The sequence below is a fragment of the Arthrobacter sp. E3 genome (genome assembly GCF_017353415.1).
GTDB lineage: Bacteria > Actinomycetota > Actinomycetes > Actinomycetales > Micrococcaceae > Specibacter.
In genome coordinates this window covers 41,449-54,127 of sequence record NZ_JAFMPX010000005.1, presented here as the reverse complement: position 1 = coordinate 54,127, position 12,679 = coordinate 41,449, and the positions used below count along the sequence as shown (strand labels likewise).

General features: G+C 61.3%; 9 protein-coding genes. 5 read left to right on the top strand and 4 right to left on the bottom strand.

Features of this window, described 5'->3' with window-relative positions:
• Nucleotides 1-172: 172 nt before the first annotated feature.
• Nucleotides 173-1,690: a polysaccharide deacetylase family protein gene (locus JMA46_RS03785; RefSeq protein WP_247647024.1), complete on the top strand. Its 1,518-nt coding sequence runs from the start codon at nucleotides 173-175 to the stop codon at nucleotides 1,688-1,690.
• A 632-nt stretch (nucleotides 1,691-2,322) separates the two neighbouring features.
• Here JMA46_RS03785 and JMA46_RS03780 read toward each other — a convergent pair.
• Together JMA46_RS03780 and JMA46_RS17580 are read right to left on the bottom strand one after the other, a co-directional pair.
• A complete protein-coding gene (locus tag JMA46_RS03780) occupies nucleotides 2,323-3,303 on the bottom strand; it encodes an SRPBCC family protein (protein ID WP_207343963.1) in 981 nt (326 codons plus the stop codon).
• Nucleotides 3,304-3,305: 2 nt separating this feature from the next.
• Nucleotides 3,306-3,527 (bottom strand): helix-turn-helix domain-containing protein, encoded by a 222-nt coding sequence (locus tag JMA46_RS17580; RefSeq protein ID WP_348770045.1) that lies wholly within the window; start codon nucleotides 3,525-3,527, stop codon nucleotides 3,306-3,308.
• 514 nt (nucleotides 3,528-4,041) lie between these two features.
• Here JMA46_RS17580 and JMA46_RS03770 point away from each other — a divergent pair.
• From JMA46_RS03770 to JMA46_RS03755, 4 genes are all read left to right on the top strand, one after another.
• Nucleotides 4,042-6,168 carry a tectonin domain-containing protein gene (locus JMA46_RS03770; protein ID WP_207343962.1) on the top strand — a complete coding sequence of 709 codons (2,127 nt, stop codon included), beginning with the start codon at nucleotides 4,042-4,044 and terminating at the stop codon, nucleotides 6,166-6,168.
• 613 nt (nucleotides 6,169-6,781) lie between these two features.
• Nucleotides 6,782-7,333: a recombinase family protein gene (locus tag JMA46_RS03765; RefSeq protein ID WP_207343961.1), complete on the top strand. Its 552-nt coding sequence runs from the start codon at nucleotides 6,782-6,784 to the stop codon at nucleotides 7,331-7,333.
• Between the two features lie 200 nt (nucleotides 7,334-7,533).
• Nucleotides 7,534-8,295: a potassium channel family protein gene (locus JMA46_RS03760; protein ID WP_207343960.1), complete on the top strand. Its 762-nt coding sequence runs from the start codon at nucleotides 7,534-7,536 to the stop codon at nucleotides 8,293-8,295.
• A 79-nt stretch (nucleotides 8,296-8,374) separates the two neighbouring features.
• Nucleotides 8,375-9,172: a GNAT family N-acetyltransferase gene (locus tag JMA46_RS03755; RefSeq protein WP_207343959.1), complete on the top strand. Its 798-nt coding sequence runs from the start codon at nucleotides 8,375-8,377 to the stop codon at nucleotides 9,170-9,172.
• Between the two features lie 134 nt (nucleotides 9,173-9,306).
• On the opposite strand, the gene aspS is transcribed toward JMA46_RS03755, so the two are convergent.
• Together aspS and hisS are read right to left on the bottom strand one after the other, a co-directional pair.
• On the bottom strand, nucleotides 9,307-11,094 hold the full coding sequence (aspS, locus tag JMA46_RS03750) for an aspartate--tRNA ligase (protein WP_207343958.1): 1,788 nt from the start codon (nucleotides 11,092-11,094) through the stop codon (nucleotides 9,307-9,309).
• Between the two features lie 130 nt (nucleotides 11,095-11,224).
• The gene (hisS, locus tag JMA46_RS03745) at nucleotides 11,225-12,571 is read right to left on the bottom strand and encodes a histidine--tRNA ligase (protein ID WP_207343957.1); all 1,347 of its coding nucleotides are present in this window, start codon (nucleotides 12,569-12,571) and stop codon (nucleotides 11,225-11,227) included.
• Between the last annotated feature and the right edge of the window lie 108 nt (nucleotides 12,572-12,679).

Genomic DNA, 12,679 nt, shown 5'->3' with positions numbered 1-12,679 from the left:
AACAATTCAAGGAACTGCTGACAAGCGGTGGACGACGCCACGGGGGGAAGATCGTGCCAGCGCAGTGCCTTGGCTCGCGGGTGGGCTTGCGACAAGACTAGGTGGTGGTGGCGGTGCTGCTGCTAGCCTTGGATGGGTAGATTTGTCTAAAATTACGGGAGAACCCCAAGCCATGCGTTTTTCCGTCCGCGTCCGAACCATGACGCTCGCCATCGTCGCCGTATGCCTTGCCTCCTGTAGCGTGGCCACCGATCCAGTGGTTCCCGAAGTCATCCCCGACTCCGTGGTGGGAGCGGCCGTACCGGCCTTGGATCCTGAAGGGATCCCCGGCGCAATACCGGTGGTGATGAACACGGACGGAACCGCAGCAGTCCGGGCACACTGGGTCTATCTCAACGGGGCAGAACCCTACAACGACCACGTGGACGCACGGCTGCTGGGAATTTTGGACCAGCACGCCGGTGGACGCTACAACCCGTCAGTGCCCGATACGGGGAAGCCGTCCATGGCCAATGGCCTCAAGCTGAACGATGAAGTCATCCTGGCTGGCGGTCCGATGCTCGGGACACGGCTGACCCGTTCAACAACGGTCAACGGGTCCACCACCACCATCTCGGTCACGACGGAGTACACAGACCTCTCCACCGGCACGGTCTTCGGCGGCTCGGCTTTGGTCTCTGCCGAGGGTGTTGAAACTATCCGCAAGTTGCTCGTTGAGGCTGAACAGCCAAACGGGCAGCATCCGGAGGCGCCCGCCGGGCCTGTCAGTACCACCGCTGGCAGCAGCGACGCGGCCCCAAGCCAGCCTGCCACGGAGGAACCCCTGCCGGCTGATCTGTTGCTGGGCGGGGCAGCGTTCAACCCAAGCGGCGAGCTGGTGATCCCCTTCACAGCAGACCCCGTCAGCGGTGTCGCCTTCACCACGCCCCACGTTGTGCATGTGAGCGCCAGAGCGGCCGCGCCCCTCCTCTCAGACGCGGGCCGGCAAATGCAACAGCTAGCCGGAACCGGGCAGCCACTGACTGCACGGACTCCGGCGGCTGCCGGTCAGGAACATATCAACTGCGATCTTCTCCCCTGCGCAGCCCTGACCTACGACGACGGACCCAACACCCAAACCACCCGGCTGCTGGGCATTCTGGCCAAGCACTCCATCCACGCCACCTTCTTTCAACAAGGAGTGTCCGTAGCAAGCTTTCCGGCCATTGCCGCGGCCGTGGCTGCCGCCGGCCATTCGATCGGCAACCACACCATGAACCACCCGTACCTGACAAAGCTTTCCGCGGCCGCAATCACAGCGGAGGTCCAAGGCGCCTCCGCCACCATTCTCCAAGCCTCCGGCCAGGCACCAACCTTCCTTCGCCCCCCGTACGGTGCCAGCAACGCGCTGGTCAAGAACACAGTGGGCATGCCCATGATCAACTGGTCGGTGGATTCCCTCGACTGGCTCTCCCGCGACAAGAATGCGTTCATACCCACGGTCCTCAATCTGGTGCGTCCAGGGGCTGTCATTCTCCAGCACGACATCCATGCAACGACCGTGGACGGCCAAGACCAGTTGATCACAGCACTACAGGAAAAGGGCTACCATTTAGTCACCGTGCCACAGCTCTTCCACGGCATTGAACTGCAAAAAGGCCACGGCTACTTCTGCCGCGGAACCGAATATCCGTGCACACCAGGTCGCTGACCCGGCCCACCCCCACGTCACCGGCAATCCCCACTATTGTGTCCTCGCTCATATTCTAAAAAAAAATGCTGCCCAGCTGAGTGAGCAGGGTTCCTCTATTACCTGCAAGGGATTGAGACAGTCCCTGGACGCAACGAAATCGTGTCCAGTAGCACTGTCACTAAAAAGTATTCCCAGGTCTGGACTGCTCTGGATCGAGATTGCTCTCTTAGTGATCGAGACCATCAGGGAAGCCATGCGCCAAGCGCACAACACGGTGTACCACTTGGAGCATGTCGTCAAGACCCATTGAACCTCCCTCAATCAGGCTCCTCTTTTGGTGTGGTTGGACACAACTGGTTGAGGGGCTAAAAGTTGACTGAATGCAAAAGGTGCTACTGGTGGGCTAAGTGAGAAGTTAGGCCCCCGACGAGCGTGAGGCCTACCAGCTCGAAGCACCTGGTCCTGTGGGCAGGCTGATCTTCGAGAAGTTCGGGGGCAAAAACACAGACGGTATACGGCGGCTAGGCCCGAATTTCCTCCAGAGATCAGGTCCAGTCGTTTTCTGCTGTGTGTGCAGGCACTGCCTGACGGGAGCTAAGGCCTCGTGTTCGAGGGCCGGCGTCAGCAAGCTCCACCGGCCCGAACACGTCTTATCCACCTGCCAAGGCCAGAATTCCTTCGAGCCGCGCGTAGCTTGTTTCCATGCCATCGGTCATGCCCGTGGCAAGAACGGCGTCGCGCTGCTCTAGATTCGCGTAGGTGATGACAAGGGAAAGGAGTGTGCCGCCTTCAACCGGCGTCAGGGTGAGTTCGTTCAACGTCGCCGGAAAGCCCATTCCGATCATCGCTTCCGTAGTGACGGCGCGGCACGGTGCCTCCGCCTCCAGCAGCTCGCCGGTGAATCCGAAGCGATCGCCTCCCCCTTCGTTCTCCCACTCGTACCGGTAGCTGTCACCTACCTTCGCCGCTATCTCGCAGATAGGCATCGTCCACCCGTCGGGCCCCAGCAACCATTGCTTCATGAGATCGGCATCGTTGTGCGCCCGCCACACCTGTTCCACGGGTCCGCGAATAACGCGTGCCACACGCACTTGGGTATCGCTGAGGATCTGCGCCTCCATCACACGGTGGGCGGCGAAAATGCTGAGGTCGGCTAGCACGGTGTCGATCTGGGACATCGCCTCGCGGGCGCCCTCGAACATCCCCATCTCAAGCAACTGCTCGAGCTGTTCAAGGGAGTCGAAACGCGAGGTAGTGACGAGTCTGGATCCACTGCCCATTGCCTCGAAGGCGAAGGACATGCGCGTGGTAGGCAGATCCGTGTTCGACACACCCATGGCATCCGCGAAGGAATCGGCTACCTCAAATGCGTTAGGTGCCTGGACGGACATCCATTCCCAGCATCCGTAAAGCTCATCGCCCTCAGATCCTGTCATCTTGTACACGCTGCGCCCGCCGGTGAAGGCGTCGTGGCGGAGGAACGTTGCAGGGTACGTAGGTGGGCCCCAGAAACGCTCGATCTGCCGCGGATCGGTGTACGCGTCCCACAAACGGCGCAGAGGCGCCGCAAACTCGGCGACGATCGTGATGGTGAGCAGGTCGAGGTCTTTTTCGACAGATATGACGGGCATGATCAGCCTTTCTGAGTGGATGGGGTTTCGCCGTCGGCGAGGAGGGCTTCGAGGCGATCGATTCTCGAACGCCAGATCTCCTCGAACTGGTCTAGAAGACGCTGGGCCTGACGGATGCGCTCGGGATTTCCTCGCACCATCCGCTCGCGACCGCGGGGTTCTTTGGTCACGAGCCTCACGTCCTCTAAGACCGCGACGTGCTTCTGCACTGCCGCGAATGACATGTCGTACGCCTCTGCGAGTTGCGAGACCGAGACCTCGGCGAGCAGCGTTCGACGGAGGAGTCACGTCGAGTCGCATCCGCCAAGGCGCGGAAAATACGATTCACCGTTTCGTCAGTCAGTTCATATACAACCATTTGGTTGTAGCTTACCTTGGGATGAGACGCCGTACAAGACCTTTTTTGATGCTACATATTCCTGTCGGATTATCGTGCACCCAACACAGGAATTTAGAGAATCCGCATTACCCCGTTGTTCGTTGACACGCCTTGAACTGAAGTTCACACTTGTTGCTAGTAGGCAATGGAGAGCGGACCCACCGTGGGCGGGCCCCGGCGCAGGGCATGGGCATGATGACGATGACGGAAGGAACCAAGGCCAATTTCCTTGGGAGCTTTGCATGCCTCATTGCCGCCACGACTGAATGTGACGACCGTCGTTGCGCAGCCCTCCACCCTTGCCTGTTTGAAACTTCGCGGCACCAGAGTCAGCGAGGAATCAGATAGGAGCCAGAGCCATGAACGGCAAGGATCAGGACCAAGTTCTCACTCCCGGAGGGATGCGTCCCCCGGAGAACGTGCACCATGTCAGGTCGGGGCAGGCCGTCACGGGTTCCGGGGCCATCACCGACGCGGATCCGGCTGCGGCTACCTCCAATGAGCCGCCGAGGGCCATGTTTCCGACCGAACCCGCTGGCACCGAGCCGGTCGACGCCAATGCGGCGGTGGCGGACAACCCACCCAAAGGCATGCACCCGCTCACTACTTCCGCCACAGGGCCAGGACTGGGTACGCCTGCGGGAATCGGAGCGTCCAGCGAATTGGTCTTGACCCCGGGCGGGTACCGGAGCCGGTCACTGGTCCACCACATTCAGTCGGGGCATGTCTTGGACGCCGGCGCCGGAACACTGAAGCAAATGCGCCTATCAGGTCAGGAAGTGGCCGACTTCGGCACTGTTGAGCAGCGCCAGGGAGGGCAGCCGCTGATGCCGCACAACGTCAACCGCCACCCCGGGATCCTCCCCGCCCTGGGTTCAGGATGGATTGCGTATGCCAGCTGGAACAACGGCACGGGCAGCCCCGTCTCCCGGTTTGCCACCACTTGGGTGGTCCCTCCGGCACCTGCCAGCAACCACAGCCAAACCATTTTCCTCTTCAATGGAATCCAAAACTCAACGATGATCTACCAGCCGGTGCTCCAGTGGGGCGGTTCGGCCGCTGGCGGCGGAAACTACTGGTCAGTGGCCAGCTGGTACGCCGACGGGCAGGGCGGGCAGGCGTTCCACACCAACCTAGTGACCGTCAGTTCCGGTCAGGTCCTAGTGGGCGTCATGACGCTGACCGGACAGTCCGGAAACCAGTTCAGCTACAACTGTGAGTTCCAAGGCATCGCCAATACGTCCCTGCCCATCACCAACGTTGAACAGTTGACCTGGAACATTGAAACGCTTGAGGCGTACGGGGTCCAACAGTGCTCCGATTACCCTGCTGCGAATTTCACGGCGTTCACCACTATCGACCTGCAAACCAGCACGGGCCACCCCACCCTGTCCTGGTCCCCCACCGCACCCGTGACTGACTGCGGTCAGAGCGCAGTAGTGGCCAGCAACGCCAATCCCGGCGGCGAGGTAGACATTTATTACCACACCAAAGTGGCGGCGACAGCAGCAACAGCCGCCATCAACAGTGACGGCCGATTGGAAACATTCTTTCGCGGCACGGACGGTTCTGTGTGGGACATTTGGCAGACCGCACCCCACTCGGGCCCGTGGAGCCAAAGCGCAGCCTTGGGTGGTGTCGTCAAGACACCCGTGAGTTCCGCATTGAACACCGACGGCCGGCTCGAGATTTTCGGCATCGGCACCGATGGTGCCGCCTACCATAACTGGCAGGCTGCTCCCCATGCGGGCCCTTGGAGCGGTTGGGACCGGTTGGGTGGTGTGGCATCCAAGCTCACGGTTGCCAGCAATGCCGACGGTCGGCTTGAACTGTTTGGGATCGGCACCGACAACGCCCTGTACGACATGTGGCAGACGGCGCCGCACGCCGGTCCTTGGAGCGGCTGGAATAGACTGGGCGGTTGGATCTCGCAGCTGTCCGTGGCCCGCAACGCCGACGGTCGACTTGAGGCCTTTGGAATCGGTGGGGACCATGCTCTTTATGACACGTGGCAGCCCACGCCCGGCGGTGGACCCTGGAGCGGGTGGAACAGGCTGGGGGGCTGGATCTCTAAGGTCAAGGTGGTGTCCAACTCCGACGGCCGGCTCGAGGCGTTTGGCATCGGCGCCGATGGCGCACTGTATGACATGTGGCAGCCCACGCCCGGCGGCGGGCCCTGGAGCGGGTGGAACAGGCTGGGTGGCTGGATCTCCGACCTTGACGTCGTATGCAACTCCGACGGCCGGCTCGAGGTCTTCGGCATCGGTTCCGACGGTGCACTCTACGACATGTGGCAGACAGCCCCACACGCCGGTCCTTGGAGCGGGTGGAACAGGCTGGGCGGCTGGGTGTCTCAAATCTCGGTGGCGTGTAACTCCGATGGCCGGCTCGAAGTCTTTGGCATCGGTTCCGACGGCGCACTCTACGACATGTGGCAGACGGCGCCCCATGCCGGCCCTTGGAGCGGGTGGAACAAGTTGGTGTAATCCGCGGGAGCCTGAACGGGACAAGGCCAAGGGGCGACCACAAATCGGTGGTGATTTCACGCAGTTTGGGAGTTGGTAGTGCAGGAGGTGGAGAGCCAGCCAGACACTATTGCCGCCATCCCGGGCACCTGCCGGGTGGGGCTCTAGCTCGGTTTAACGTCGTGAATGACGACGCGCATGTGATGACGACGCGCAATCCAACTAAAGAACCACCTGACCAGATGCCTGTTCAAGCGGCGGGATAAGTGTCATATTGGTCCCGTAGACACTTCCGGCGGGAACCATAAACCAGTCGTCGACGCGTGTTTCACACGATGTATCGTGTCACCGACCAATAGTGGGGCACCAAGCCATGCTTTCAGATGAGCACCAACCGTGGAAGCAAAAGCGCGTCCCATTCGCTGCGATGTGCGTAGATCCCGACCCGTCTTATCAAAGGAACCTTTGTCAAAATACTTACAAGCCAGTATCCGCGACTGGCTAGCCTCGGAAGCGTGTGGACGGACCTCCACGTTCTGCACCACCCTTAGAAAATCTCAATAATGTGTCGCATCCTGCTATTCGCAAGGTCAGAATAAAACGTCCTTTGGTGGGAAATAATGGGAGGAGTTCCATGACACGCCTTGGATACGCCCGAGTGAGTACCTCGGACCAGGATACTGAGATGCAAATCAGGAAGCTGGAGGCTGCCGGCTGTGAACGCATCTATCGCGACCACGGAGTAAGTGGAACCAAAACGAGCCGTCCCGAAGGGGATGAAGTCGTTGTCTGGAAACTTGACAGACTCGGCCGTACCACCCGACACCTGCTTGAGCTCCTTGACGATTTTAAAGCGCGCAACATCAAGTTCCGTTCCCTCCGAGACGGCATCGCCACCGACCCCGGCAGCGATCTGGGCGGAGCCATGGCACAAGCCATGATCACCATCATCTCCGCTTTCGTACAGCTCGAAAGAGACCAGCTCTCAGAACGCACCAAAGCTGGCATGGCGATCGCTGCCTCCCACGGACGCAAAGCGGGACGCCGTGAGGTCACCGCCGCCCACCCCAACGTCAAACGAGCCCATGTACTCAAGAAACTAGGCCTCAAACCCGCTGACATTGGCAAGATCATCGGGGCAAGCCGGGCCACCGTCTACCGCTATCTCGCCATGGAACCTGGATAAGAGCGGTATCCACAAAGAACGTCAGTCAGTGTGTCCAGATCGAGCGTCTTGGGGATCATGGCGCCGCCATGTTGAAGGCATGATACACGCTGCAATACCGACGTTCACCTGCGTTTCCATTAGAAACACGGCCGCCTCCTTGACCCGTTAATGCGTAGTCGGGTACAGCTGAACGCGGTGGCGGCCTATAAGCTTCCGTCATGACTTTAGAGCAATGGGAACGTGCTTCCGAGTGGCCGCTAATCGTCGTCTCCACCCTCTTCTTGGCAGCCTACTCCGTTCAAGTATTGGCCTCTGAGGCAGTGGCGCAGGTAGCCGGCTGGTTCATGATGACCACTTGGGCGCTTTTTTTGATTGACTACGGAGTCTCGCTCTGGTTGGCGCCAAGAAGGTTGAACTGGTTTTTCAAGCACCTACACGAATTGGCAATTGTGGTCTTGCCAATGCTGCGGCCCCTGCGGCTCCTCCGACTTGTCACCCTCATCGGAGTACTACAAAGAGTGGCCGGCAACGCCCTTCGAGGACGCGTGGTTACCTATGTGATCGCCGCATCCGGGTTGTTGACGTACCTCGGGGCACTGGCAATGTACGACGCCGAGAAGACCGCGGCGGGTGCGTCTATCCAATCTTTCGCAGACGCAGCCTGGTGGGCCATAGTGACCATCACAACAGTGGGCTACGGCGACCTATCCCCAGTAACCGCCACTGGCCGTCTCATCGCCGTCGGACTAATGATCGGTGGCATTGCATTACTTGGCATCGTCACCGCGACACTAGCGAGCTGGCTGGTCGACAAAGTCTCAGCCGAGGACACCAGGACTCAGACACTGACAGCCGTACATATCGAGCTACTCCGCGATGAGATCAAGGCCCTCCGTCTCGAAATAGCGGACCCACGACCAACTCCAACGCCAGCAAATCCTTCTACAACCGAAGTCAACGCTGCCCTGCCCGTGACATGACCAGCCACGGTCGCGGCCACGGAGGTCAACCTTACGTTGCAGCCCAGGATCACCCCTTCCGCCGCACTAAGATCGTCTAATGACCCGAACCGCCACCACGTCCACACCACTGGACGTCATGGAAGAACTCATGAATGCCACTTGGCCGGCACTTGATGTTCTCGAACAGGATGGATGGGTATTGCGTTCGTCCGAAGCGGTGACGAAGCGTGCCAACTCAGTGTGGCCGCGAGTCACGCAAGGAGTTCGGATTCAGTCCAATGTGCGCCAAGCAGAGCATTGGTATGCCGAGCGGCAGCAGCCCGCAGTGTTTCAGCTCTCCGACCGGCCAGAAAACTCGGAACTCGATATCTTCCTGGCCGGCCAGGGTTATTCGCGCCAGGCCGAGACACTCATCATGACAGCTGGCACCACACGTGCCGCCCCTCGCGGCAGCCAAAATACCCTGAACCCAGGCGCGGGGCAGACCACTCTTGAAGTTTCCAGCACTCCCACCGCTCAATGGCTGGAGCTCTGGTGCACCATTGAAGGCACGGCCACGCCGTCGGAACGCAAAGTGGCACGGGCACTGGTCCAGAGTGTGCCCTCGCTGTACGTGTCAGCCGTGGACGGCAACGGCGCCGTGGTGGGAACTGGTCGGGTCAGCGTGAACAATGGCTGGGGTGGGATCTACTGCATGGGTGTGCATCCGGATCACCGCCGCCAAGGCATTGCATCAACGATTGTGGAGTACCTCACGGCGTGCGCTAATGAGCACGGAGCAACCCACGGTTGGCTCCTGGTGGCCGCAGCTAACCTGGCGGCGCAAAAACTTTATGCATCGAACGGATTTACCGAAGTGGGCCGTTACCACTACCGTCGGCAGCCCGAAGCCTGAACTCCCAGCAGGAACCCTGGCCGGTACGGCCTGCAAAAGACAATGCCGGCCTCCCCGCAACGGGAAGACCGGCATTTCGTCCTGATGAGGCCAAGAACCAAGGCCACCCAGCAACTGCTCAATTCAGGAAGCTGCTACTTTGTACCGTCAGCCTCGGGCTTCTTGGCTTCAGGCTTGAAGTCAACGCCGGCTTCCTTGCGCTGCTGGGCCGTAATCGGAGCAGGCGCGGCCGTCAGCGGGTCGTAGCCGCCGCCGGACTTCGGGAACGCAATCACGTCGCGGATGGAATCCACACCGGCCAGCAGGGACACGGCGCGGTCCCAGCCAATGGCGATTCCGCCATGCGGCGGGGCGCCGAACTTGAAGCCTTCGAGCAGGAAGCCGAACTTCTCCTGCGCGTCTTCGTGGCTGAGGCCCATGACCTCAAACACGCGCTCCTGCACTTCACGGCGGTGGATACGAATGGAACCGCCACCAATTTCGTTGCCGTTGCACACGATGTCATAGGCAAAGGCCAGTGCTGATTCCGGATCGGTGTCGAACGTGTCCATGAACTCGGGCTTGGGCGAAGTGAACGCGTGGTGCACGGCCGTCCACTTTCCGGCTCCGACAGCCACATCGCCGGAGGCAACAGCATCGGAAGCAGGCTCGAACATGGGTGCGTCAACAACCCACACGAAGGCCCAGTCGCTCGGGTTGATCAGGCCGGTGCGGTGGCCGATCTCCACACGCGCTGCACCCAGAAGGGCACGGGATGGAGAGACCTCGCCGGCTGCAAAGAAGATGCAGTCACCGGGCTTGGCGCCAACGGCGTCGGCCAGGCCGGCACGCTCGGTGTCGGTCAGGTTCTTCGCCACCGGGCCGGTCAGCTCGCCCTCCTCCTTGAACAGGACATAGGCCAGACCCTTGGCGCCGCGTTGCTTGGCCCATTCCTGCCAGGCATCGAGCTGGCGGCGAGGCTGTGACGCACCTCCGGGCATGACCACTGCGCCCACGTAGGGAGCCTTGAACACGCCGAATTCGGTGTCCTTGAAGAACTCGGTCAGATCCGTCAGCTCCAGGCCGAAGCGCAGGTCCGGCTTGTCGGAACCGTAGCGGGCCATGGCGTCCCGGTAGGTCATGCGCTGGATCGGCAACGGAATTTCCACGTCGATCAGCTTCCACAGGGCGGAAATAATCTTCTCGCCGAGGGCAATAATGTCATCCTGGTCAACGAACGACGCCTCAATGTCCAGCTGCGTGAACTCGGGCTGGCGGTCGGCGCGGAAATCCTCATCGCGGTAGCAGCGGGCAATCTGGTAGTACTTCTCAAAGCCGCCCACCTGAAGCAGCTGCTTGAAAAGCTGCGGGGACTGCGGCAGCGCGTACCAGGAGCCGGGGGCCAGACGTGCCGGCACCACGAAGTCGCGGGCACCTTCAGGGGTGGAACGCGTCAGGGTCGGCGTCTCAATCTCGGTGTAGCCCTGCTCGTGCAGCAGCTCGCGTGCCACACGGTTCGCTTCCGAACGCAGGCGCAGATTCCGCTGCATGCCGGGGCGGCGCAGGTCGAGGTAGCGGTGCTTCAGGCGGGCTTCCTCACCAACCTCCACATGGTCATCAACCTGGAACGGCAACGGTGCGGCTTCATTAAGCACGACGACGTCATCGGCCATCACTTCGATCTCACCCGTGGCGAGGCCCGGGTTTTCGTTGCCTTCGGGGCGTCGTGAGACGGTGCCGGTGATCTGCAGCACGAACTCGTTGCGCAGGGCGTGGAAAACATCCTCTTCACGCACCACGATCTGTGCCACGCCGGAAGCATCACGCAGGTCAAGGAACGCAACACCGCCATGGTCGCGTCGGCGGGCTACCCACCCCGCAAGGGTGACGGTTTGGCCAATATGTTCAGCTCGCAAGGAGCCCAGGTCATGTGTGCGCAGCACAGCATTCCTTTCAATGGTGGTGGACGGCCCACGTTCAGGGGCCAAAAAGGTCAGTTGTCAACAAGTTTAGCGGTGAATCAAAGGGTCGCTGAATCCGGCGAATCCCTGACGACTGAGCCGAGGAGCCGGGCTACGCGACGATGATGGCTGGCTTCAGGTCTGCGGCTGGCGGCATCCAAGCGGCCGGATCCGCTTCGTCCTGCTCGCCGGAGCGGATGTCCTTGACCTGGTGGGCGCCGTCGTCGTCGGTGAACCAGACGTAGGGGATGCCGCGTTTGTCGGCGTACTTGATCTGCTTGCCAAACTTGTCGGCCTTGGCGGCCACCTCGGTGGAGATGCCGCGGGCACGCAACGCTCCGGCAACGTCCTGTGCGGCGCTCCAGCTGTCCTCGTCGGCGAGCGTGACCAGCACGGCGGTGGGGACGCTGCGGGAGGCCGTGGCGAATTCCTGGCTCAGAATGCGTGAGACAAGGCGGGTGACACCGATGGAAAGTCCCACGCCGGGGAACTTGCGGTTACCCTTGGAGGCCAGTGCGTCGTAGCGGCCGCCGGAGCAGATGGAACCCAGCTGCTCGTGGCCCACCAGCACCGTTTCGTAGACGGTCCCTGTGTAGTAGTCCAGCCCACGGGCAATGGACAGGTCCGCCACCACGGAGCCGGGGGCACTTTTCACTGCGGCGGCGACGACCTGCTCAAGTTCGTTCAGGCCCTCCTCCATGAGCTCGTCGGTAATGCCCAGGGCGCGCACCTGCTCCACGAAGGAGGTGTCCTCGGTGCGGATGGAGGCCAGGGCCAGCGCCTTTTCAGCCTGTTCGTCGGTGGCGCCAAGCTCGGACTTCAGCAGCCCGGCCACGGCGGCCGCGCCGATCTTTTCCAGCTTGTCGATGCTGCGCAGCACCCCTGCCGTGTCACTCAAGCCGATACCGCGGTAGAAGCCCTCGGCCAGCTTGCGGTTGTTGATCCGCAGCTTAAAGGCGGGGATGGGCAGGGCAGAGAGCGCCTCGGCGATGACCAGCGCAAGTTCCACGTCATAGCGGAACGGCAGTTCGCCGTCGGCCACGACATCAATGTCTGCCTGGGTGAACTCGCGGGCACGGCCCTCCTGGGGACGCTCGCCACGCCACACCTTCTGGATTTGGTAGCGGCGGAAAGGGAAGGAAAGGTAGCCGGCGTTTTCGACCACGTAACGGGCAAAGGGAACCGTCAAGTCGAAGTGCAGGGCCAGCTGGTTGGGGTCATCCTTGGCTGCGGAGGCGGCGTTTCCGTCGTCGTCCTGGAGGCGGGAAAGCGCATACACCTCTTTGTCGATCTCACCCTTGCGCAGGAGCTGGCCCACGGTTTCCACCGCCCGGGTCTCAATGGAGGAGAACCCGTGGAGTTCAAAGGTGCGTCGCAGCGTGTCCAGCACATGTTGTTCCACCAGCCGCTCTTGGGGAAGCCACTCGGGGAAACCGGACAAGGAGGCGTTGCGTGCCATGGGTGTTGCTCTCCTAACATGCGCCGGAACCCTCATGAAGGACGGGGCGCGGCGGGGCGGGTAAACGTCACGGTGCCGGGTCCCCCTGGTCATGCTCGCCGATGTGCG

Coding starts and splice junctions, on each gene's coding strand:
- JMA46_RS03785 (WP_247647024.1), top strand. CDS start 173: ATGCGTTTTTCCGTCCGCGTCCGAACCATGACGCTCGCCATCGTCGCC.
- JMA46_RS03780 (WP_207343963.1), bottom strand. CDS start 3,303: ATGCCCGTCATATCTGTCGAAAAAGACCTCGACCTGCTCACCATCACG.
- JMA46_RS17580 (WP_348770045.1), bottom strand. CDS start 3,527: ATGTCATTCGCGGCAGTGCAGAAGCACGTCGCGGTCTTAGAGGACGTG.
- JMA46_RS03770 (WP_207343962.1), top strand. CDS start 4,042: ATGAACGGCAAGGATCAGGACCAAGTTCTCACTCCCGGAGGGATGCGT.
- JMA46_RS03765 (WP_207343961.1), top strand. CDS start 6,782: ATGACACGCCTTGGATACGCCCGAGTGAGTACCTCGGACCAGGATACT.
- JMA46_RS03760 (WP_207343960.1), top strand. CDS start 7,534: ATGACTTTAGAGCAATGGGAACGTGCTTCCGAGTGGCCGCTAATCGTC.
- JMA46_RS03755 (WP_207343959.1), top strand. CDS start 8,375: ATGACCCGAACCGCCACCACGTCCACACCACTGGACGTCATGGAAGAA.
- hisS (WP_207343957.1), bottom strand. CDS start 12,571: ATGGCACGCAACGCCTCCTTGTCCGGTTTCCCCGAGTGGCTTCCCCAA.